The organism is Paenibacillus sp. FSL H8-0548, assembly GCF_038630985.1.
Classification (GTDB): domain Bacteria; phylum Bacillota; class Bacilli; order Paenibacillales; family Paenibacillaceae; genus Pristimantibacillus.
This window is the reverse complement of sequence record NZ_CP152049.1, coordinates 1,113,492-1,138,370: the sequence shown is the minus strand read 5'-3', so window position 1 is coordinate 1,138,370 and position 24,879 is coordinate 1,113,492. Positions and strand designations below refer to the sequence as shown.

The window sequence follows — 24,879 nt, the reverse complement described above, 5'->3', positions numbered from 1 at the left end:
GAAACAGGGGCCTCTATTTGCACCCTACACGCCCGATCTCGCTTCATTTCTGCGGAATAGCGTCTCTGGCTTCCGTTAAAATGTGACGCTAGCCAAAAATGGAGCTTTAGCGTCTCTGGCTTCCGTTAGCTTTCGTTATCCGCTCTCCGGCTGCTCGCGCAGCATCGTTATCAACAGGGTCGGAAAATGCATAAAAAAAGCCGCTCGCTCAATTTAATCTGGCAATCGGCTTATTTGATTTATACAATCTTTATTGCAATTGAATAGAACCAGCATAAGAGTATTCGATGATTTGATCATCCACAGTTTCAAGCCATGCGCTTGTTCTATGCGCATAATCGCTAATTTCGCGAGAACCAAACGATTCAAAGTATGTCACTATTTCCGATAACGTCTGAAATTCGGCCGGCGAAAACCATTCATCTTGAAGCTGTCGCTGCGATGTGATAGAAATTCTTGTGTAACCATCATCACCTTCCTCAACCAAAATAGCAATTTGTCCGCTGCTTTCCATATAGGCCAGAACCGCCTCATATTCTTTGGGAACAGGTCCATATGGTTTGTGAATATACGTAACTCCACTTATTGAGCTTTGAAATCTCTTGAAGTGCAGAAAATCAGAATACCATAAAAGTTTCATTAGTTTTGTCTTTAATACTCCATGCTGTGTGAAAAATAAAATCATGTTTAAAAACTTATTAGTGTGAAAATGTACATCCCCATTACTTATAGAGTTTTCAAAAGGTTTATAGATCGTTTCAAATAAATGATAGCAGCTTCGTTCGTACTCACTCTCTCCAAACAATTCAAGAAACCTTTTTTCAACAATTTCTTTCTCTGAGGGCAGCAAGTTCAAAAGATTCGTCTCATAAAATTTGAGCATGTTTTCTGGTGCATACTTCAATAATTTAAAAATACCCATTTGGGTGACGTCCGGTGAAGATCCACCACGTTCGTATCTTTTTAAAGTGGACAATCCAATATTTAAAATTTTAGCAAATACAGGTTGAGTAAAACCAAAGTATAACCTGATTTTCTTTATTCCTTCCGCATGATACGTATGCTTTAATTCATAGGCTTGCTGTAATCTTCTTAATGTTAACGAGTCGAGTTCTTCATCAGAAACCTCTTGGCCACAGGCCATACATGCTGCAAAAACCTCAATGACCGAAAAAGATTCATCCCCATATGTCAAAAGTGCTTCTCTTTCTTTAATTTGAACTTCACGCTCACATCGGCACTCATTGCAGTAACGGATACGTTTCGTCAAGATCATTACCTCCAAAAATCCCAAATTTATATATAGGTACAACACCCCTCCTCATTTTAAACAGAAAGTATCAATTGATACTTTTATCATGCATTAATTCTTCAAAAGGTTCAATTGATACTTTTTGACGAGCGATGAATAGTTCCTCAAAATAAGTCATAGGCGAACTAAACCTCTGTAGTAACTCTACAGAGCCATACCATCCACATTCGCTGAGAAAAATAATTCTATTTTCTTAATAGTTGACGGGTCCAAATTAAATCCACCGCAGACGAACATGTTTTGCTGCGAATGATCGAGATAGGCTAGCTTGGATAATGTGTATTCCAATATAAAATGTCCACTCCGATCAACGCTTCTAATTGTAAGCATAAACTCGTTTGGACTCATGCTAGTAAGTAATGCCGCTACGCTGCAGTTTGTACAACGTAATCGACGTTACGTGCCTGAAACCAAGGTGAAACGGCTATCGCCGTCCTTTGGCGGCGCCAGCGCGTTTCATTCCGAGAAATATAGAGAAAGTATGGCGAAATGATATCCTTTCCTATATTTTGAAAAATTAAGATTTAGCGAAGCGAGAAGATCGTTCTGGAGAAACGAAGTGTTCGCCTTTGCAGCCGGATTCTTACCTTTAGATGTCTTAGGAAATCAAAGAATCTGGCTGCAACAGCGATCGTAAGAATGATCTTCTCGCGCAGCGACCAAAACGTAAATGTTTAGTTCAACTTATACATAAAAGAACTCTTATTATTCGATTCAATTTTCATTTTACACAGCTCCTTCACTCAGCTAGAAATTTTTGTTTATAAATCTATTTTATTGATATATACTTTTCTCTTTAGCATATTTTTTAGCAGGAACAGAAATAGAGAGGAAGAAGCAGTATGTTTAGAAATAGTATGCTAAAGCCAGTTGCCCAGCTCGCTCGTCAGTTTGAAACTGACCGAGCCGAATATACGAAAATTTTCTATTTGTTTGGTTATTTATTTTTTATCGTTTCTGCTTCAACCCTCAGCCGGACGGCTGCTGATACACTATTCCTCAGCCGATATGACGCTTCTGTATTATCTTATATGTATTTGCCCCAAGCGGCTACTCTCCTACTTACTGGGTTTATCTATCAAAGGTTATGCGGACGCTTCCGTACCGATCAATTAGTCGTTAGCGTTATTCTCTTCTCTTCCGTGCTGGCACTCCTCTCGCGAATTTTTGTCGGCATCGGTTTTAACTGGATTTTTCCTGTCATCTACATCGGATACGATGTTCTAAACTTTCTGATGATCGTATGCTTCTGGCAATTTGCAACCTCGATTATGGATGGGCGCAAAGCGAAGCGCATGATTGGTTTGGTCGGGAGCGGCGGCCTAGTCGGCGGTATTGTAAGCGGCTTCAGCCTAAAGCTGCTTGTGCAGCCATTAGGTACTGAGAATCTAATCTTCATCTATGCGGGCGCGCAGCTATTGTGCCTCCTATTCGTTATTAAGCTTCTGCGCGGAATACCAAGCCCTGCCGAGTTTTTTGCGATTAAATCCATTCTCAAAAAGACGTCCAAAGCACGCAAAAAAGCAACCGAAGTGAAGCAAGGCTTGTTCCAGAGTGTACCTCATCTGAAGTATGTCGCTATTATGGCTGGAACGCTCACCATATCCCTGACCCTGATCGATTATCAATTCAAAGTCATTCTTCGCGGCACCTTGCAAAATGAAGAGCTCGCCAGCTTTATGGGCAGCTTTTATGGTTTTGCGGGATTGCTGGCGCTCTTCGTGCAATTATTTATTTCTGGGAAAATGATTACCCGCTTCGGTGTTATGATTGCCATTCTTGTTTTTCCGATCGTGTTATTCACGGGAAGCTTTGCCCTCTTAATTATGCCTGTGCTTGCTATTGCAACTGCGGTTAAGGCTAGTGATAAGGTACTGGGGGATACGATTAACTCCTCAGTCAATCAGCTCATCATGTTCCCTGTTCCCCCTGAATGGCGCGGCAGAGCCAAGGGATTCCTCGATGGGATCGTACGCAATGGCGCCAAGGGGATTGCGGCAATCAGTCTCATTGTATTGTCACAGTGGTTTGCGATAGAGCAATTCAGCTATTTCATACTCGCGTTAATTGGCTGCTGTATTTTCGCCGCGATAAAAATCAAAAAGAACTATCTCAGCATGCTGTTGTCCACATTGCAATCAAAGGGTATAGACATGCAGGAAGAGCCGGATTTCGTGGACCCTGCTAGCATCCAGATCCTTGCAGCAGCACTGCATAGCCAAGACAAGCAGGAGTCGTTATATGCTTTTAAAATATTACGCGGCATTCCAGAATTTGATATGAATGTACATATCGAGCCTTTACTGAAGCATCCTGTTCAAGAGGTGCAGATTGAAGCGTTGAAATTCATTCAATTCGCGACGCCTGCAGGTGGAGTGTTAAAGCTTGAAGCACATCTAACCACAGAAGCTGCAATCATACGCTCCCACGCCATCTTAGCTTTGGCTGCCTATGCTCAGGATGAGCATTTGGATCGAATTATTTCCTACTTACATGAAGAGGATGTCAATCTGCGAGCGGCGGCTATCGTGGCGTTAATTAAATATTACGGAATCGAGGGCATGTTCCATGCTGTCGGCGTTTTAAAAGAGCTGCTCGAGAACGGCCATGAAGAAGAACGGATAGCGATGGCTGGCTTGTTCGGTCAAATTGGCATCGCTAGCTTTTATAAACCGTTAATTCCTATGCTGGGGGACTCTTCCTCCCTCGTTCGTATACGAGCACTAAAATCTGCTGCTTTGCTGCGAGTACCTGAGCTGGTTGCATACATTATTCCGCTGCTGAGTGATAGTAAAGTCCGCGAACAAGCGACGAATGCATTAAAGGGCTATGACGAGGCTGTCATTATTCCGCTGCTAGAGTCCTATATGGTCGCAAAGGAGCTCAATCTTCAATTGCCCCGCGTATTAGAGGAAATTGGAACGCAAGCTGCGCTGGATTGTTTATTGCAGCATTACTTGCTGTTTCCCAGTGAGCTTAGGGAAAAAGCACTTGAATCCGCAACACGGATTCATGCCGGTTCCAATCAAGTAGACAAAAAGCATGCGGAGCATTTGATTCATCAGGAGATTTCCTACTACTTCGAATGGGTAGAGCAAAGCAAAGCGCTTGGTCATTCGGATCATATGACCGAGCTTTCTGAAGCGATCGAGCAGATGCGGCTGCGTCATGTGAAGAGGATTTTTCAATTGCTGGCCTTTCTTTATGATTCGAAGGCAATCCATGCGGTACATGCCAATTGGAAAGACGGAGATGCTAGGCAGCAAGCCAATGCCGTAGAAGTTATTGACCAGCTGCTTAAAGGTAAATTGCGGGCAGATATGACCAAAATTATTTCATCCACATACGTGCCTAGCTATGAGGCTCCATCTGCCCTACGCGAAGAGAAGACATTGCGTTGGTTTTATGACCAAGGCGATCCGTGGTTGAATGTTAGTATTGATTATTTAACAGCGTCGGAAGAGAGCCGTGAACAACATACACTGATGAAGCAAATTCACCTATTAAAGCGTGTAGCCTTATTTGCAGGATTAACGGGCCGGGATTTCTTCAATATTGCTAAGCGACTGCAAGCGGTCTCCCTACGAAAGGGTACTGAAATCGTCCGTGAAGGAGAAAATGGAGATTCTCTCTACCTCATTGAGCAGGGCAACACAGGTATCTATGTCAATGGTGTCAAAGTTAACGAGCTTGGCGCATACGATTATTTTGGCGAAATGAGTGTCATTACGCAGAGGGTGCGATCTGCAACCGTAATCGCCGAGGAGGATGTCGTGCTGTATGAGCTGACCTCGAGCGCATTTTATGAAATTATTTTCGACCGGACGGAAATTGCAATGGAGCTGATGAAGCTGTTATCCCTCCGGCTGCGCTCCACGAATGCGAAGGTTTCCTCTTCACTATTGGAAGTTGTTCAAGAGGCAGCTGCCCCGGAGGGTGATGCGCTTATATCGCTTGCTGAAGAGGACCGAAACGAGACGATTATTAGACGTATTCTGGTGCTGCAGAAAATCAGTCTGTTCGCCCACTGCTCACAGGATGATTTTATTCTGCTCGCTCAAATGGTTGAGGAGTCGGTGTATGAGGCTGGTGAGAAGGTTTGTGCGATCGGTGAGGATGGAGACACGATGTATGGCATTATCGAGGGCACGATCCAAGTGCATAAGGGCTCTGAGCAGCTGGCCGCACTTGGGATAGGGCAATGCTTCGGGGAGATGGCAATCATCGATGGCCAGCCCCGCTCTGCCGATTGTACTGCCAGCAGCCGCAGCCTGTTGCTGGAGCTCACAAGGGAGCAGGTATTCGCTTTCTGCTTTCAGAAGCTGCATGTATTGAAGAGCTTGATGCGTGTGCTGGTGGAGCGGACGCAGGATACGGAGCGGTTGGTGTAATCGTTGTATTGCGAAGGAAAGACCGTCAGGATGCATGTACTGCATCTTTGACGGTCTTTCTCTTATCAAGCTGGTTTCCGTTTAGCCCATATGCTTTACGGACGTTTTTTTCTGCTTCCGCTGCTGCTGGAGCTCGTCCAGATAAAGCGTGAACTTCGAATCCCCGCTGTAGGAGATGCATAACCAATCCAGCGCCCGGGTCATCGCCATATAGAAGAGCGAAACCTCGCGTTCCTCGGCCTCCTCCAGCGAGAGCGGCATATTTTCCGAGTTCACGATGAATACGGCCCGAAAATCTTGGCCTTTGGCTTGGTCAACGGCCAGGATCTGAACACCATCCTTTGATTTGTCATTAGCCTGATGCGGCGTATCCGCATCATTTTCGGCCACCCAATGAAACGGAAGGTTTTGAAGCCCTAGCTCCTTGCGAATCAGATCAATATAGGACATATGATAGTTATTTTTTACACGGTACAAAATGGCCATTTCCGCATAGGCGACTTTCCGGTCGTTATGCAGATACTGAATGCGGCTTGCGACAGCCTCCATCTCTTCTTTCAAGCTATTGCTGCGTAATATCGCCGGCTCAGGCCCCTTGCGCTGCGTGCTTTGGGGAGGGATGATATCGACTCCATCGATCGAGCCCTCCTGCATGCTGCTTCGCAGACGCGAATGCTTCTGATAAAAGCTCCAAGCGAACTGTACGATTTGGGCTGAATTGCGATAGTTCATCGATACGATGCGAGAACGTCCCTTCGTTTCAGGGCCTGTATTTTGTAGGCTTGGCCTCAGCATATAATGAAGCAGCCTCAACCATTCCGAGTCAAACGCCTGCCCCTCATCAATGAGAATAACATCGTAGGACGGCAAAATGGCCTCTTTCTTCTCCAGCTTTACAATAATGTCAGACACATCGGCAGCTCGGGCATTTAACTTTTTAGAAAGCCACTCATGAAAATGATAGACCTCCACATTATGCTCGTGGATCTTCTTTTCCTTTTGCTCCTCAAGCATGAGCCAGTCAAAAAGATCCTCAGGCTCATCCATTAGCTCGTCAATGAGCTCCCGCAGGCTTGTCGATAAAGAAAAACTGTCGCTCAGGACAAGGATTTTCCAATCGGGATGCTGCTTGGCAAGCGCTTTGGCTCGATTGGCGAGAACTTTGATTCGTCTACTGGCGCCTGCTGCCTTACGGCGTGTGCCAGTGAGCGAGTTCGTCCTATTTTCCGAATGTAAATCCGCCGTCTTAATCGGGTGCAGTGACAGCAGCAGCTGATTCTGATCGTCTTTCTGCTGGCGGTATTCGGCGCTGATACGCACCTCAGGCTGCAGATAAGAGCGAATGGACTGAATTTGCTCGTTCGACAAAATAATACTACTGCGGCTCCATACCGTAAACATGCTATGAATTTTTTCGATAAGAAGCTCGGCAGAGAAACCCGCCTCATCAGGGTCAACCTCGTCACGGCAAAGCACAAACTGTGGAGAAATGACGTCGTACAAATGGTGCTTTTCGAAATCCTCCTGCTCCATTCGCGTAAAAACCGTACCGAAGCCGCAGCGGAATTTGAGCTGGCGTCCTTTCTCCTCCAAGAGATGCGGATCTTGTTTCAGCATGTTCGAGACATGCCGTGCTTTGTCCCTAGCTTGCTTATATGGATTGGTGACAGCCTCTATGCGTCCCGTAGACGAGTGAAGCTGCCATTCGTCTTGATCAATTTGCAGTAAAGCTGACCGGGTATAGTTCCAAACTTCAAGAACCACAACCCCCAGATCTGGACCGATGATGACAAAATCAAGCTGTACCCCTTCGATTTCCGGTTCGTAATACACCACGTAGTCATCCGCTAAATGCTCCTTCAGCGTTCGAAACAGCATTCGCTCTCCCGCAGTGGCACTCGTCCGTATCACCTCTGGGACCATGTAAGCCATCCTTTGTCACCTCCAGTTCTGTTTTTGCTGGTTGATGATAGTATAAAGCTCGGGAAGGAAACAAGCAAAAATATTTTAGAGGAAGGGAGAGTTTAGTCTCGCAGAAGTAGCTCGACTAATTCCTCGTTAACACTTCTAATAAATCTATGGTAAACTATTTGAATATTCGACAACCCGCAGTTTCCCCCATCATCACCGCTATATCAAGCTCTCATAGTGAAAGGAATTGACTATGTGAAAAATAGAAAGACGCTCACTCTAATTATGATCGCTGTCACTCTCTTAACAACGTACTTTGTCCTTCAATCATTTCGTATATTCGACTCCAATACATTCGTGGCGAAAAATGGTGTTCTTTCATTGCAGCATTGGGATTGGCAGAATGAAAAAACTATAGCGCTTGATGGAGAATGGGACTTCTATCCAAATGAGTTAATTGTGCCAAGCCCGGATGAGGATGTCTTTGAACGTTATAAGAACAAACGCCAATCCATTCTAGTACCTACAGCGTGGGATCGCAATCTAGCTGAGAGCGCTACTCCTTATGGGACAGGGACGTATCGCTTGCTTATTCATGTTCCGGAGGATGATCTTTACGGTGTAAAGCTGAATACGATTCGAAATGCCAATAAAGTGTATTTAAACGGGGAAGAGCTTGGCTCAGCAGGTGTTCCTTCAAAAAGCACCGAAGAATATCGCTTTGATTACAAAAAATATATCGTTTTGGGAAATAGCGGGAATAAACAAATAGAACTTGTTATACTAGTTGCCAATTATGACTATGCTGTTGGTGGGATTGTCAGTTCGCTCCAATTCGGTCTAGCCGATCAAATATTAGCAAAACAAGGCCGTGAAAAATTCATTGAAGCCTTTCTCATTTCCGGCTATTTTCTGTTTTCATTTATATACTTTACGACATATTTACAACACAAACGAAAATTCCGGTATGAGCTCTATTTCAGTCTATTCAGTTTAGCGCAAGCTGTACATATATCTACGATAAATGAAAGATGGATCTACTTACTATTTCCGGAGCTCAGCCCAGCCTCACAACTAGGAATTCAAGCCGTTTCACTTACACTTTTCGTATTGTTTTTCCTACTATTTGTTTATCATTTCTTCAACATGTCTGCCAGCAAAAGGATCGTCACTGCATTAAGTACAATCTTAGGATTCCAAGCCTTGGCAGTGTTTGTGTTAAGCATGACCATTGATCTAATGGTAAAGGTTCCATTTCCGTTCATTCAACTCATTATTTCAGGGACTACTGCTATTGGTTATGTGTATATTTTTATTATGCTGCTAAAAGCCTATAAGCAAAAAACGGATGAGTCCGACTATGTGCTGATCGTTGTTTTCGCTTTTGCTGTTTATGGTATTCTACTTGCAATTGTCCTGCTATTTGATGTGGATATCGAAGTGCCGTCACTTCTTTTATTTTTAATTATGGTGATGAGCTTGGCGCTACTAATGAGTCACCGGTCACAGCAGGCATATAATAAAGTGGAGGAACTGTCTAATGAATTACTTGAATTCGACCGAATGAAGGATGATTTTCTAGTCAAAACATCTCACGAGCTCGGCACTCCGCTCCACGGCATTATGAATCTTTCTCAATCGCTGCTGGAGGGTGTAGAGGGGCCTTTAAAAAGAAAACAGCAAGAAAGTGTTATTTTGATACACTCGGTTAGTAGAAGATTGGCAGGCCTAGTTAAGGATCTTTTATTTATTTCTAAAATAAAGCAAGGTGAGATGTCTTTTACATCCCGACCGGTCGAAATTCGAATTATTGAGGAAGTGCTCGCTGAGATTGCCTATGTTATGCCGCCCACTCTGCCTGTTCAATTGATCAATACGATCCCAGAAAATTTGCCGCTTGTCTACACCGATGAGCAAAAGCTAAAGCAAGTTTTCTTCAATCTGATCTACAATGCGATTAAATTCACCAAGCAGGGAACGATCACGATCTCAGCTCAAATCATAGAGGAACAGATGCACATATCGGTTGAGGATACAGGTCCAGGTATTGCTTCAGATTACCAAGAACTCATATTTACTACCTTTTATCAAGTTGAAAGCAGCCGGACTAGGAAATCAGAAGGACTTGGTTTGGGATTAAGCATTACCAAGAAAATTGTGGAGAGTGCAGGCGGACGTATTTGGGTAACTTCTGAAATAGGTAAAGGCTCATGCTTCACTTTTACGATCCCACTGGCTACTAATCAGCAGCTATTAGGGTTTAATGAAATAAACAATCACAAAATGAACGAACAAGTTACGTCTACCCAAATGAAAAATCGGGAGATGAAGCAGTCGCAGGTTATCCTGCCAACAAAAGTAAAAGGATCAAAACCGCATACGATATTAGTTGTAGATGACGAGCCTGCCAACTTGAAGGTGCTTATTAATATGCTCCATTCACTTCATTATAACGTAATTGCAGTAGGCAGCGGGCAGGAAGCACTCGACATCATTGAAACAGAAAAAGTGGATCTATTAATTTTAGATTTAATGATGCCCCATATGACGGGATATGAGGTTTGCAAAACGATCAGACAGAAGCAAGACTTAGTAGATTTGCCTGTCATCATATTAACAGCAGCAGGACAATTGTCTGACTTAGTTGTATCCTTCCAATTAGGAGCCAATGATTACTTGCAAAAGCCTGTTAATTCAAAGGAATTAGAGATGCGGATCGAGTCCTTATTATTAATGAAAAAGTCAGCGCAGGATGCTGTGGAGCATGAACTCAGCTACTTTTATGCTCAGATTACACCGCATTTTTTATACAACACACTCAATGCGATTATTTCGCTAAGTTGGTCTGACCAGAATAAAACTCAAACTGCATTAGAACATCTTTCTACCTATTTCCGAGGAAAGCTGGATTACCAGAAGCAGCGCTCACTCGTCCCTTTGGAGGAAGAAATACAATTAGTGATGGCTTACCTAGCAATAGAACAATTGCGCTTCGAAGAAAGGCTTCATATCGAATATAATATCGACAAAACGATTCAAACCTATATCCCGGCAATGACACTGCAGCCGCTAGTGGAAAATGCTGTTACTCATGGGATAATCAAAAGTGAAAAAGGTGGAACGCTGCGTCTTTCTATCGAGCGGGAACAGCAGCATATCAAAATCACGATAGAGGATAATGGTGTAGGGATTCCTCTAGAAAAGCAGCAAGAGCTAATGCGTGGTCGAAATGAGCGATTGGGCTTCACAAATCCATTTAGAAAGCTTTCACTTATTAAAGGAGCTCGTTTTCAAATGAACAGTGAAGTGGGCAAAGGAACAACGATCATCATTCATATGCTCGAGATCAAAGAAAATAGGCAGTTGTTGTAATTTTCACTCATACATAAGTGAAAACGCCTAATCAACCAGGCTGTTCTTGCAAAGCTTATTTCTCCACGACTGGGACATGGCGAAATGAATACCACGATGAAATGAAGGACGTAAAATTAAATTACGTCCTCAATTCGTCCCCAACTCCTTTATTCACTAACTCAAACCCCTATAGATCAAGGAACAAACATTTTCGATATGTTTGGTACGCCTATCATCAAATATTCTTGAGCGATAATGTCACATCTCATTTATTGATTTCGAATCATCAATATTAAGCACTCCACATGTGTTGGGTCCGTTGCGAGAGTTCCTTATAGATGCTGTTGCCCCTCATAGCGATCAGGAGTTGCATAACCGTTTCAAAGGGCAGCTTATATTGAGAGTGCTTCATTCATACATTACGTTGAAGATAACCGTCCAACCCCTAGTACCCTACTAGCCAAATCTACTTGCTCGTGATCGAGCTCAACTGTCACAGGACCCAAGCGCCGTTGCTCACGCCACGCCCGTAAATCCTCTTCTGTCTCCAGCTTTAGCTCTGCAATCTCTAAAGCTCGGTCGAACACATACTTTGAAGTGTACAAGAGCGTATAGATTCCTCGTCCCCCCGGAATGATCGGCTTATCCCGCTTTACCCACTCGCTTACCGTAAACTTCACATACAGCTTTTCTTCTGTACCTGGTCTTGCTGGCCGCTCGGTAATCTCTTTGCGCCGTATGACCTTCCAGTCCACGATCTTACCGTACCAGTGTATACCCGTTTCCCCGCGTGGCTCAAACTTCTTGATCGACTGATAGAGTGCCACGTATTCTAGCTGAGTGAGCAGCTTGTGGTCGGAGATATTTTCGAGCGGTACATGATAAAATTTAAGCTGAAGTGCATCATCAAGCTGCTGTACTTCTCGAAGCGAGCCTACCAGTACATTTTTGCCAATAAGCTTGTTCTCGTAATAATTCTTCGTCCCACGCGGCCTTGCGGATCGCTCGTATGCCTTCTCAGGACTATCCATAATGATCTCATCCAGGAAGGCTTCCATCAGCTTGGTGGATCCCGGCAAGAACGGTAGAGCTCCCACATTAATCAGCTCAATGCTTTTATAAAATTTATGCTCTTGATACTGCTCCTCGTTGTGATAGGGAAAAAGTACATAAGCCCCGAACATGCTGCGTTCCAGCTCTTTCCCGCTTCCCTCTGCGTACACAATAGCGTCACGGTATCGATGCATCGTGTTAATATCCGACTCCTCCGGTCCTGGAAGCTTGTAATCCCTTCTGTAGGGAGTCCCCTCATACGCTGGATTGAGCCGATACTTCGCATCAAAAATATACTTATATTCCGCATCGGAATCGTTCTTCTTCAATGTCAGCACATTGTCAGGCCTTTGAGAAATCGTCGGCGTTTGCTCACCACTTGGCAAGGTGTTGTAGTAAAGTGTAAATATTTCGCCATTCCGCGGATTACGGTAAACCATCCTTGCCTTTTGCGATTTGTCTAGAGTAACAAACACGCCCGTGCGGTTCACCTTAATAATGTCTTGCTTCAACAGCTCATACTTACGACTCAGCAAGTCATGGATCTTAAGAAAGCACCAGTATTCATATAGCTGTGCCAGATCCTTCATCGATAATCGGAACAGATCACTCTGGATAGAGAGTCCCTTCATCAACATCAAATAGTTACGATACACCTCACGGTATCCCGGCGCCATTTGAAGCACAAGTGACACGGAGAGCTGCCTCATCTCCTTAACGTTCAAAAAGTCTAGCTTGAGCAGCCGTTGTAGCTGCGATTGCATATCATTCAGCTTCCGCGCAAGCAATGGATCCTTAAGGCGTCCCTTCTCAGTTAGGCGAGTTTTCAAGTCTTTCAGCTTGCTGGCAATACGGAGCAGAACCCAACGAATAAAACGATTCTCGTTCGTATCGTAATCCACATGCCTCTTCGTCTCAATCGCATGGCTCGGGTAATAACGTTGTCCGTTCATTGGAATAAAACCAAGCTTATCGTCCTGTACGAGCAATTGCGGACGCTTGGTCAGATAGGAAATACTCTCCTTACCCGTCTTCTTCAAACGGCCTGCTTCTACTACTCGGTTCTCCACTTGATGTTTGGAGTGAGGTGAGCTATTAATCCGTTCCACCGCCTGCACAAGCTGAGCGAATACATGCTGAAGGATCGTGAAGAACTCGCTCAAGCTTTGATGGCGTGTTTCCTTGAGACCTGTTATAAGTGTATGTGTCTAATCTCGCACACCTTCTAGGACTGAACATTCGTGAGAAAATCAAGGATACCTAATCAGACAGGAGGTTGCCTCATGAAAAAAAAACAAAGCTGCTGTGAGTGGACTGCCCACATTACGGAATACGAGATTAACGTACTGGAAGATGTCTGTGTCCTTTCACCAAGTTGGTGAACTAAACTCAGCATTACATTGAAGATCGCTATCGCTAATTAGGTGGTACGCTCCTGTTTGAAAATTACAATTAATAACACAAAACGTGTAAAATGTTGTAAAATATTATCGAATGCCATAGAATAATAGATGGTTTGAGGGGTGCTTAATGATAGATGAATCCAATCTTAAGGATTTGAGGAAACATAGTAATGATTTAGCGAAGTTTATGTACTATTTAGAAATGTATGATAGACAAAATCAATGGTCTCAAGCTGCTGAATGGTTAGAGATTGCTTCAGGAATCAAAGAAATCAACTTTGATTTAAACGATTTTAACGATTCCTACGGTTGGTGTGGTCATGCAGACTCATATGATGACCGAAGAGAATTGCTACTTAAGAAATTTATAACGGAGATTTCAGTTTTTAATTTTATATGGGGATCTTTAGAATCATTGATTGATATTATTAATCCCCCTGAAGCTCCTAAGTATCGAGGGAAAATTAATAGTTCATGTTATTACTTAAAGCTTACCGATTCTTTGCCCCTTCCGTTATACAAAGAACTCTTAAGTAAATTAAATGAACATTTTTCAGAGTTAAATAGTTATAAAGATATTATAGATGAGTTTAGATTAAAACCTTTTTTGAATATTTCGGGAGTTGCTCTAAATGTAATCTATAAAGTAAGAAATAGACTTGCTCATGGGGCACTGCATTTTCCTCAACCAGAAGATGATGAAGATATAGAATACGAAAACAGACAAATACATCTCATTCAATTATGTTCAAGACTTATTTTGCTCTCCGTTCAAATGCTTATTATCAGCCATTTCAAAAATAATAATATTACCATTAGTATTGATGGATATAGTTCATTAGACTTTAATTTTTCTGGTATAGACCGGGACACAACCGTTGCTGATATTACTAGAGGCTTACACATTATTATTGAAGAAGATGATAATCAGTTAACATTGAATTTAAATTTATAAACATCATATAATCTAAGGTGATCATACAATGGAAGAAATAGATCTTATTCGTAAAATACATAGTACAAAAATTGAATTTAAAATGTGTCCTGATTTATGGGGGTTAGAAGGTATTGATTTTTCACAAACAACATTTAAGGAAACTAAATTTTTAAATGATTTGGGTACAGCAATGCATGAAAACATGAACAACTTACCCTCAACAAGTGGAGGCATATACTTTTTTTACATAAGACCGGGTATACTGCCTAATACAGACTATCTAGTCTATATTGGGCGTGCTAAGTATACTGATTCACAGAATTTAAAAAAGCGATGTAGAAGTTATTTTCAGAAATATCCAAATGAACGGCCCAAAATAAATACGATGATCCGGGAATGGGGACCATATTTGCATTTAAGATATATGGAGCTTACTGACAATCATCTCATATCGTCTTTTGAAGAAAAATTAATTAATTCCTTTATCCCACCATTTAATGATGAAATTCCGAATAAAACAATAAAACGCGCAGTCAGCGCATTTTAAAAAGGGGGGTGTGTTAAATGAAATTGCCAGCGATTAGAGGAGAAATAGGTGTTTGGAAATATTATGTATCAACTATGAGCTTCTCTGATATAGCAAATCATGTTAAGGAAATTAATGATGAATTGCATAAATCGACTACTCTAAGTAAGATGATTCAACGTAGCATCACAGATAACTACAAAAAAATTACAAGTTACATATTAAATCAGAATGAACGTTTTTTCAATTCACTTGTACTCGCTGTTTATGACGGAAATCCTGAATGGGTAGAAGTTGAGATTAGTTATGAAGATGGTGAAGAATTTTTCAATATGGGCTTTTTAAAGCTTTCTGGTACAGAAAAGATTTTTCCTGTAGATGGACAGCATCGCGCTGAAGGCATAAAAAAAGCACTTGAAGAAGACAGTAACTTAGCAGACCAGAGAGTGCCTGTTATCTTTATTGGACACAGTACTGATGAAGAAGGCATGCAAACAACAAGAAGACTATTTAGCACATTAAACAGATACGCTAAGCCTGTGAGTATGAGGGATATAATAGCACTAGACGAAGACGATGTTGTAGCAATTGTCACTAGAGAACTTTTGGTCAATTACCCTTTATTTAAAAATGAACGAGTGTTTGACTCAAAGGGTAAACCTATACCTGAAAATAATAAGAAAGCTTTTACATCGGTAATCACACTGTATGATTGCAATAAAGAACTATTAAAACAATTCAAGACTATACAAGGCATTAGGACACCTCTTTCCGATTACCAAAGGCTACGTCCCACTGACGATGATATTGAGGCATTTAAAGTTTACGTTTTTAATTATTGGCGCTTATTTAGCGAAAATTTAAATGTAATTAAAGAATTCACATCATCTGATGGAGATACAGCGGCAGAAGCCTTCCGAAACAGGGATACTGGTGGACATTTGCTATTCAGACCTATTGGTTTATTACCATTTGTCACTGCAACGTTAGAAATAAAAAGAAGAAACGAACAGTCGTCAATAGAAGAAGTTATGAGTAATTTTAATAACATTAATATGACTTTAAACGATCGTCCATGGATTAAATTTCTCTGGAATGACCACGAGAAAAAGGTAATCTCTGGTGATAACCAATTAGTTAAACTTTTATTGCTTTACATGTACAATCCAGAATTATTAAGAGAGAACGAAATGAATAGCCTTGACGCAAAATATAAAGGTAAAATAGGTGATACACTTGAGGCACTCGATGTATTACAACAGATTAGGACATAAAAAAGAAGCCCACTCAACGGCGAGTTAGCCATTTTCTAATAGCAGAGCCAGCTTTTCTCTTTCAGTCATTCTGAAGTTTCGCAACCCATCCCATCTTTTCGTCCAGTCTATCATGTTACTGCATGCCACCCAGTCCAAAGGTAGACTGTGAAAGATGTCCTCAATCAGACGGCATAAATGTCCAAATACAGTATTTAAGCCGTTATGCATTAGGTTAAAGGGTCCATTTTTCAGCTTTACCCCAAAAACAACGTTGATGTGCTGTATGAGCCGTTTGAATCTGTTTTGGATTTGGACATTGAGGATCGATTTTTTCCGCAAAGGGATAAACCTTTGACCCCTTCCGTCCCCAGCACCTCATGCAGGTGCTGGGGGCTGCTTGTCAAGGCTAATAGAATGCTTGAAGACCTTGACTGGTTCACGGTTCTGATTGTAAATGTCAACATAATGATTCATTCACTTCGATATAGGATGTCATTACATAAGCCCCACGTCCAAAAACTGTTGAAACAGCAGGGTTTAGGTTATTCCATGTCTAGGCATGGAAACTGTTGGGATAATGCTCCTCAGGAATCGTTTTCCGGCCACATGAAAGACCATGTAGACAATCACAGCTACACATCTCTCAAAGTGTTGCAACGTGAAATAGATCGTTATATTCATAATTACAATAATCGCAGATATCAATGGGGATTAAAGAAGATGACCCTGCTCAGAACGAGGGCACTGAAGAACTAGCGTTATTAATTAGTTAAAGACATGTTTCAAATCAAAAAGGCGACATTTCGTTCAAATTAGAACGGAATGTCGCCTTTTCTATGTTCTTTTAGGTCAAGTCCATATTTGTGTGTAAAATCTCATCTAGCTTAGCGGAATGGATATCAACGTTTTTTTCGCCATTCATGGTAGGCAGTCATGTCCATGAATTTGCGGCTGGTTTCCCAGTGTTCTTCAATTTCCATGAGCACAGCCCCAATCATGCGTACCACGGCTTCTCGATTTGGAAAGATGCGAATCACGCGTTCACGTCGACGAATTTCACCGTTCACACGTTCAATGCCGTTTGAAGTCCGCAGTCGGACGCGGTACTCCTCGGGATAGATCAGCATGGCCGTTGCATCGTCAAAGCCGTTCTCGAGCGTATCCATCGCCTTTGGCGCTTTCTCTTGAAAAGCGGCTAACGTTTCCTTCAAACATTTTCGTGCAACTTCTGCATCGGTTGCTTCAAAGATCGAACGGACCATCCCTTTAATGCTGGTTTGTAGTGTTTTTGGGGCAGCATCCATGATGTTTCGCATAAAATGGGCCTGGCATCGTTGCCAGGTGACCCCTTGAAAATGTTGACGAATCGCCTTCACCAAGCCGCCATTCGTATCACTCGTGATGCAATCGACGCCATGCAATCCGCGCTCCTTTAAGCGGCTAAAGAAAGCGCCCCAGCTGGCTTCAGACTCGATATCACCGATCGCAAGACCGAGAATTTCTCGATTACCGTCGCTATTCACACCATAGCCAATAAAGACGCCTCGTGATCGGATTCGGCCGTCTTCCCGTACTTTCACATACATTGCATCTACGGTAACAAACGGATAAACCATTTCCTTCAGCGAGCGGTTATTCCATGCCTGAACGATGGGATCAAGTTGCTTGCATAAATCACTGACGGTGGATTTTGAAAACGCTCGTCCACAGAGTTCTTCCGTAACACGAGCGACTTTGCGAGTGGAGACGCCCTGAACCACAAGCTCCATCAACGTGACCATAAGGGCTTGCTCACTACGCTGGTAACGTTTAAATAGCTCCGTCGAAAACGTGTCGTCTCTAAACCGCGGGATCTGCAAGGTAATACTGCCCACCCGTGTCGTAAGGCTTCGAGAGTAGCTTCCATTCCGTTGGCCTTGCCGTTCAGGTGTACGTTCATACTCGGAAGCGGCTAATTGCTCTGTCGCTTGGGCTTTCAAGACTTGATTCAAGATGGTCTCGAGCAGGGCAGCTACGCTCGCATCTCGAGATTCTCCGATAAACAGCTGGTTTAATCATTGGTGATCTAGTGTAACCTGATATTGAGCCATGTTTAAATACTCGCCTCTGGAATGGTCTGGTTAACTTCTTCTAGATGAGTATTTACTTTATGGCTTACTTTTTATGAAGATCACCATTTTACACAATTATATGGACTCAGCCTTCTTTTACTTTGATTCTTTCATGAGGGTAATGATTAGTTTGAGATTAACAGAAAATATCGCCATGACACCTTGTAATTGCATACCAATTAGACCCGAGGATGATGCCACATCATATCCGTGTCTATGCTTGAGCTCACTATTTTCCGCCTCGATTTTATATCGCTCTTTCGATTTCTCTTTGAATTCATCACTGTTCTGAAACGCTTCTTGTTCTTTATGTTCTGTCGATTTGATGGTTATAAACTAGGTTTTACTTTTCGCTCCTTCTTTATGACATCCATCTCTGATATTATCTTTCTCAGAATAGGCTGTGTCCCCAATGACGGTATCAATCTTCATACCCGTATTACGGCTTTTTTCAATCAATGTTTGAAGTTGTTTTCCATCTTTCTTTTCACCCGTTGTGATCACCGCTGCTGTAATGATTCGTTCTTCATTCGTCGCAAGATGTGTTTTATATCCAATGAAAGATGAGTCAGCTGTTTTGTGACCCACACCTGCATCCGGATCATTTGCGAATTGAAGATGCTCTTCGTGATCTTCTACGATTTCTTTTAAATAGTTCAGCTTTTCTTTTGCTTATGGGTATTCGCGAATCTTTTTTTCCTTTTCCACAGCCTGAATGACTGTTCGGCAATAGTCCAGTTCGTCTTCCAATTTGTTTGTTGTTGTTTTCGAAGGGAATTTATCTTTCATCTTTTCATCCATTTGATAAACGGCTTTTCATTGCAGCTTAGACTTCTCCATTAAAATCTCTTTGGAGGATTTTTGATTGTAGCGCGCTTTTGAATGTGTGGTATCTACAATAATCGCGCTGCTTTTTATGATTTCTTTTTTCAATGCGATTGCGACGGTCTTTTGAATCAGCATGTCGAGTAGGTTGACATCTTTCAAGCGAAGCTTACGAAACTTGGTTAGTGAACTGGGATTGATGACCCCATCTTCTGGCGCCATATCTAAGAAATATTTGAGAAACATGTCATATTTAGAACGTTCTACGATATCCACATCCGACAGATCGAAGATCGATTTCAACAACAAATACTTAAGTATCCGAATGGGAGGCACTGCGTTACGACCGTTATCGAGGCAATATTTATCTTCTAGTTCTTCATGGACGAACGAGAAGCCTACAAGGTCATTAATCTGACGTAGCATATTATCTTTAGGTGCGACAATGTAATATATTCCTATATATGGACTGAGATTTAAGGTTTGTTGGTTTGAAATCATCCGGGTCACCACCTAATTATGATTACCTCTATTATACAAGAAAACAGGACACCCTTCCGCTAGAATTTCCGGGAATGGTATCCTGTTTATGAGTTTTGGACTTTTTCAGCGCCTTCCTCAGAACAGGAATCGTCTATTATTGGCTGCCTAACAGTCTTCTTTTTAGAGTTACTTGACAAAGGGTCCAGATCAATTCGTCACACTGTTTGAAAGATGTTTAGATAATCATTCTTGTTTCACCTCTAAGCATAATACCTCTTACACATCAATCTCATCGTTTTAATTTCTCTTGTACCCTCAACTTAGGTGGGGAAAATCAACGTGTTCATTCATTTCTATCCTCAATGATTTTCAACAATTTAATTGGATCCTCGAAATATGAATCGTCAATTTCCTCGGTTTCATCATTATCTTGGTATTCGTACTCGTAATCTTTATCCTCATCTTCGTCATCATCTACTTCCAGTTCATTTTCAAACATATATATCAAGAGATTCTTCTATGCTTAGTTCTTCATCTTCATCTAAGTACAATTTTAATTGCTCTACACCGACTTCCTCCCTATCCTTATAAATGGAATTTAGTAGGAGGGGGCGACTAGCCCCCGTCCTCTCACACCACCGTACGTACCGTTCGGTATACGGCGGTTCATGTCATATTCCGCAATCGTGTATCTCTCCGTCAAGCTCTGTAGCTCATTGGCTGTCCAATACTGGTTCCCCAATGCTCGGCTAAGGACTGGACTGAGCGCGATACGCCAGTACTTCTTCCTCGAGTTCCCCCATTCGTAGGCCTTGTGTTTCGGAACACCCAGAGAAATCAATTCTCTCACCTTCGTTTTCGGTAATTTCCACTGCCTCCACTTACACATTCGTAGTCTTCTTCTCGTCCATCCGTCCAGTTCTTGAAACACACTCTTCGTCTCTGCTATTGCGTAATAACCGCACCGCCCATCAAGTATTGGTTCAGCTCCCTCATCCGTATCTCCATCGGAATTGAGCGGCTCCGCGATGTCATCGCTTTTATCTTTGCTTTAACTCGTCGCAAAGATGGTTTAGCAATTCTAATCTGCGGCTTCGCTTTCTCCATGCCGAATGTAAAACCTAGAAACTTGCGGTTCCATGGTCGATCTACCACACTTTTCTCTTGATTCACTTTTAATTTCAGCTTCCGTTCGATGAACGAGACAACGGAGTTCATGACGTGCTGACCTGCCTTCCACGTCTTCACGTAGATATTACTGTCGTCCGCGTAACGAACGAACCGGAGATTTCGTTTCTCCAGTTCTTTATCCAACTCGTCCAAGACTATGTTGGATAATAGAGGACTTAATGAACCGCCTTGTGGTGTTCCTTCTTCTGTTGCTCGAACCAGTCCATTTTCCATCACACCTGCTTGCAAATACGAACGAATGAGCTTCAACAATGCTTTATCCTTGACTCGTTCTGCTATTCTTGCCATCAGGCGGTCATGATGAACGCGATCGAAGAATTTCTCGAGATCGATGTCGACTACGATCCGGTATCCCTCTTGCATGAAGCCTCTCGCTTTCCTTACCGCATCATGTCCTCGTCTTTGCGGACGAAATCCATAGCTGTGTTCGGAGAACCTGGGGGCAAATACGGGGGTCAATACTTGCGTGATCGCCTGTTGAATGAGGCGGTCTGTCACGGTTGGGATGCCTAACGACCTTGTTCCACCGTTCGGTTTCGAGATTTCGACCCGTCGGACTGGACTTGGTCGGTAGGTTCCCTTTCGTATGCTTTCTCGAATGGTCGGCCAGTTTTGTACGAGGTGTCCGCGTAAGGATTTTACCGACATGCCGTCTACGCCATGGCTTCCCTTATTCTCCTCAACTCTTGCTAGAGCCCTTAACCCATTTGCTCGTGACAGAACTTCCTCGATCATCTTTCGATACACTCCCTGCGTGAACGTTTCTTCTCTTTGTACCGTGGATGAGCTCTGCCCTTCTGAGTATCCTTGCGTATTCACCGCTACTTCCCTCAGATAAGTCACTTCAAAAAAAAAAAAAAAAAACCGGGATTGTCTGCTTTGAACACCCATCCTCGAACGGTCAAGTCGTCTCTTTCCTATTCCATGTTCAGCCCTTCAGCAACCTGTTGCAACAACTTGCCTACTATGGCTTCTGCTGACTTCTGTACATTCAACTAACCCTCTCGGACTTGCTTGTATCTGTTAACTTAAAAGTACGCCAGCATAATCATTTAAAACTCCCCCACTTAAACCGATAAACCCATAGAGTCAGAACGATGATATGGGGGCAGGGAGAGATGATCAGCTTGATTCAAAAACAGAACATAATCTTGATGAATTATCGTGATGGAAGGTCGCAGAGAGAGATTAGCCGAATGATAGGCGTGGATCGTAAGACGATTCGTAAATACATTGAGCGGTATGAAGATCAAAGAAAGGAACTCATTAGCGGAGAAGATGGGCAGATTGAACTTATTCGAAGTATTGTAGAAACGCCAACGTATACAACTGGAAAGCGCCCGAAACGTAAGTTAACAGCAGCCATGGAGCAGATCATTCAGGCGCATCTAGAAGAAAATGAAGAGAAACGGAGAAAGGGACAACGTAAACAGCAGAAAAAGCCGATGGATATCTATGAAGCGATGGCGGCAGATGGTGCGAATATTAGTTACAGTACTGTTTTGCGTGCCATTAGAAAGCTGGAGCAACAAACGAAAGAAGCCTACATTAAAGCCTCTTATGAGCCTGGCGATGTATGTGAATTCGATTGGGGTGAGGTCAAACTTACGGTGAATGGAACGCTCCGAGTATTCCAAATGGCTGCCTTTACCTCTGCTTATGGGAACTACCGCTACGCTCATTTGTTTACCAAGCAGACCACCGAATGCTTTCAGGAGGCGCACGCCAGATTCTTCGCACAGGTAAATGGTGTATACCAAACGCTCGTCTACGACAATATGAAGGTTGCCGTTAAACGCTTTGTCGGCACGGAGAAAGAACCTACCGATGGATTGCTGCAACTGTCTGTTTACTATGGCTTTGGATTCAGGTTTTGTAACATCCATAGCGGCAACGAAAAAGGCCATGTGGAGCGTACGGTTGAGGTCGTCCGGCGCAAAGCATTCGCTTTTCGGGATACGTTTGAAACCTTGGAGGAAGCTAATGCCTATCTGCTCGGAGTATGTGAACGACTGAACCATAAGTCGCAAGATAGCCGGGAAGGTAAGTCAGCGATAGCCTGCTTAGAGGAAGAACGACCTTTCTTATTCGTGAAACCACCCCTGTTTGACGCCGCACGTGTTGTACATGCACGGGTAGATAAATATGCAACGGTCATTGTAGACCAAAACCATTACTCCGTTCCCGATCATCTGGTTGGCAAGCTCGTCCTGGTTAAGATCTACTCCGGTCTTATTCAATGCTTTTATGAGGAAACAAAGATCGCCGAACATAACCGACTCGTTGGATGCCATGAATGGCGATTAGAACTGGACCATTACCTTGATACCCTAAAGAAAAAGCCTGGCGCATTAGCCGGTAGCACGGCACTTGCGCAGGCTCAATCCCACATCAAACACATGTATGAGACTTATTATACCAGACGTGAAAAGGATTTTGTAGAGCTGCTGCACTATTTACGTGACGAGGCCAAACTAGAAGAAGTGCAGCGTAGCATTCAGCAGTTGTATAAGATACACCCAAGCCACGTGACGACGGTTAAAGTGAAAGCCCTATGCGCCAAAGGACGGGAAACGGTAGTTCCAACCTTGCAGTCTTCACAGGCATCGCAAGCCATTTTACAGCACGCTGAAGCACAATTACGTCAATATGACGATCTGTTTGGCACCCATACCTTACAAATGGAAGGGGCGATTGCATGAGTCAGTCCCCCCGCAAAGCTTGGATGGAGTCGGTAATGGCATCCAGTGCGGAATTGAAGCTTTCTATGATACGGCAGTATGCCGAGGAACAGATCCGAGAAGCCAACCAAAAAGAAATGTGCTATGAGGAGTTTTTGGCGAACCTGCTGCAAAAAGAATGTGATGCACGTCTTGAAGCATCCCGTTACAACCGCATTCGTTTAGCCAAATTTACACACAAGAAGTATCTGGAAGATCTGTCTGTTAGTGATTTGCCTGAAGATGCCCAGAAGAAACTGAAACAATTGAAAAGCCTAGACTTTATTACAGAGGGACGCAATGTGATTATGTCTGGAAACCCCGGAACCGGTAAGACCCATATGGCCTTAGGACTTGGCATTAAGGCTTGTATGGAGGGCTACAAGGTATGGTTTACAACCGTTCCCCTGTTGATAAACCAGATAAAAGAATGCCGTGCACAGCAAACGCTGCGCGCCTTTCAGAACCGCTTCGAGAAATACGATTTGGTTATTGCTGATGAGATGGGCTATATCTCATTCGACAGAGAAGGCTCGGAACTCTTATTCACCCACCTGTCTCTTCGCGCCGGTCGGAAATCTACCATTATTACAACGAACCTATCCTTTGAACGTTGGGGAGAAATCTTCCAAGATCCAGTCATGACCGCAGCGATGATTGATCGTTTGACGCATCAATCCTACATCGTCAATATGAATGGCAATTCGTATCGCATGAAAGAAACGAAGGAATGGCTCAGCAAGCAGCAATTTGGATAATTTAAACAACGCTTCATGATCTATTGTTGTTATGGCATGGAGACCCCTCAGATACTGTGTACTATTTTTCACAGGTGGGGGAGTTTTAAATACTCATGTGGGGGATTTTTCAGTTGACAATTACACTTGCTTACGACTTTCGGTCGCTTATTGTACAGATCTCCCCAGGTAAGAACGTTATCTTCCTCTCCATCTATCTGCTCCATTTACTCTCGTACGCCTTCGGGAGTATGGGCTTTGATTTGTTATGCAACCTCACCCAACGTACGCTAGCCTTCTATTAAGTTCGTGTTCCTCAGACCGGAGATTTGCCGCCGGCTTCCTTCAGATTCTGCCTCACGGCGGACACCTTTGCCTTGAGCTATGGATACTACTGCCTTCACCATTCGGGACTTGAACCCTAGAGATAACGCCCATGCTGGGCGCACATAAAAAAAACCAGTCCTTCGACTGGGTTTTTACTTGGTTTATAATAAAAACATTTATAAATAGTAAATAATTGTCTTCACCTTCAATAGAACTTAAGATTTCGCCTTTAGTTCCCGAGAAAAATCAACTCAATGTCAGTGGTTGACCTTTTCTTTTCAAGAAGGTAAATCCCCCTAAATTCTCTAGATTAACCTCTATCATTTATTTATTGATTAATCG

General features: G+C 42.9%; 13 protein-coding genes and 3 pseudogenes. 8 read left to right on the top strand and 8 right to left on the bottom strand.

All coding sequences use genetic code 11. The features are described from left to right. Positions 1–250: 250 nt before the first annotated feature. Both MHI37_RS04715 and MHI37_RS04710 read right to left on the bottom strand, forming a co-directional pair. The gene (locus MHI37_RS04715) at positions 251–1,270 is read right to left on the bottom strand and encodes a type II TA system antitoxin MqsA family protein (protein ID WP_076337931.1); all 1,020 of its coding nucleotides are present in this window, start codon (positions 1,268–1,270) and stop codon (positions 251–253) included. 186 nt (positions 1,271–1,456) lie between these two features. Next, a complete protein-coding gene (locus tag MHI37_RS04710) occupies positions 1,457–1,642 on the bottom strand; it encodes a hypothetical protein (protein ID WP_144023727.1) in 186 nt (61 codons plus the stop codon). A gap of 512 nt (positions 1,643–2,154) precedes the next feature. On the opposite strand from MHI37_RS04710, the gene MHI37_RS04705 reads away from it, so the two are divergent. Then, positions 2,155–5,703, top strand: coding sequence for an Npt1/Npt2 family nucleotide transporter (locus MHI37_RS04705; RefSeq protein WP_076337930.1), 3,549 nt, complete (start codon positions 2,155–2,157; stop codon positions 5,701–5,703). Positions 5,704–5,784: 81 nt separating this feature from the next. Here the strand turns inward: MHI37_RS04705 and MHI37_RS04700 are convergent, their stop codons facing one another. After that, positions 5,785–7,635, bottom strand: coding sequence for a 3'-5' exonuclease (locus MHI37_RS04700; protein ID WP_076337929.1), 1,851 nt, complete (start codon positions 7,633–7,635; stop codon positions 5,785–5,787). A 234-nt stretch (positions 7,636–7,869) separates the two neighbouring features. On the opposite strand from MHI37_RS04700, the gene MHI37_RS04695 reads away from it, so the two are divergent. Further along, entirely contained in the window at positions 7,870–10,986 is a 3,117-nt protein-coding gene (locus MHI37_RS04695; protein WP_083676367.1) for an ATP-binding protein, read from the top strand. Between the two features lie 401 nt (positions 10,987–11,387). Here MHI37_RS04695 and MHI37_RS04690 read toward each other — a convergent pair whose 3' ends face one another. Then, a complete protein-coding gene (locus MHI37_RS04690) occupies positions 11,388–13,217 on the bottom strand; it encodes a DUF2357 domain-containing protein (RefSeq protein ID WP_083676366.1) in 1,830 nt (609 codons plus the stop codon). A gap of 334 nt (positions 13,218–13,551) precedes the next feature. Between MHI37_RS04690 and MHI37_RS04685 the strand changes: the two genes are divergently transcribed. From MHI37_RS04685 to MHI37_RS04670, 4 genes and pseudogenes are all read left to right on the top strand, one after another. Continuing rightward, on the top strand, positions 13,552–14,379 hold the full coding sequence (locus MHI37_RS04685; protein ID WP_076337928.1) for a hypothetical protein: 828 nt from the start codon (positions 13,552–13,554) through the stop codon (positions 14,377–14,379). 28 nt (positions 14,380–14,407) lie between these two features. Continuing rightward, entirely contained in the window at positions 14,408–14,908 is a 501-nt protein-coding gene (locus MHI37_RS04680) for a hypothetical protein (RefSeq protein ID WP_076337927.1), read from the top strand. Between the two features lie 17 nt (positions 14,909–14,925). Continuing rightward, the gene (locus MHI37_RS04675; protein WP_076337926.1) at positions 14,926–16,161 is read left to right on the top strand and encodes a DNA sulfur modification protein DndB; all 1,236 of its coding nucleotides are present in this window, start codon (positions 14,926–14,928) and stop codon (positions 16,159–16,161) included. Between the two features lie 451 nt (positions 16,162–16,612). After that, positions 16,613–16,899, top strand: a pseudogene (locus tag MHI37_RS04670) (IS3 family transposase); the annotation flags it as partial. 143 nt (positions 16,900–17,042) lie between these two features. On the opposite strand, the gene MHI37_RS04665 reads toward MHI37_RS04670, so the two are convergent. From MHI37_RS04665 to ltrA, 4 genes and pseudogenes are all read right to left on the bottom strand, one after another. Continuing rightward, positions 17,043–18,188, bottom strand: coding sequence for an IS256 family transposase (locus MHI37_RS04665; RefSeq protein ID WP_179090251.1), 1,146 nt, complete (start codon positions 18,186–18,188; stop codon positions 17,043–17,045). Positions 18,189–18,350: 162 nt separating this feature from the next. Further along, positions 18,351–19,580 (bottom strand): annotated as a pseudogene (locus tag MHI37_RS04660) (transposase). 325 nt (positions 19,581–19,905) lie between these two features. Next, entirely contained in the window at positions 19,906–20,061 is a 156-nt protein-coding gene (locus MHI37_RS04655) for a hypothetical protein (RefSeq protein ID WP_179090249.1), read from the bottom strand. A 189-nt stretch (positions 20,062–20,250) separates the two neighbouring features. Continuing rightward, positions 20,251–21,488: pseudogene (ltrA, locus tag MHI37_RS04650) on the bottom strand (group II intron reverse transcriptase/maturase); the annotation flags it as partial. A 383-nt stretch (positions 21,489–21,871) separates the two neighbouring features. Between ltrA and istA the strand changes: the two are divergent. Beyond that, positions 21,872–23,455 (top strand): IS21 family transposase, encoded by a 1,584-nt coding sequence (istA, locus tag MHI37_RS04645; protein WP_076337923.1) that lies wholly within the window; start codon positions 21,872–21,874, stop codon positions 23,453–23,455. After that, positions 23,452–24,231, top strand: a complete 780-nt coding sequence (gene istB, locus MHI37_RS04640) for an IS21-like element helper ATPase IstB (RefSeq protein WP_076337922.1) — start codon at positions 23,452–23,454, stop codon at positions 24,229–24,231. The genes istA and istB overlap by 4 nt, the downstream gene beginning before the upstream one ends. Positions 24,232–24,879 lie beyond the last annotated feature (648 nt).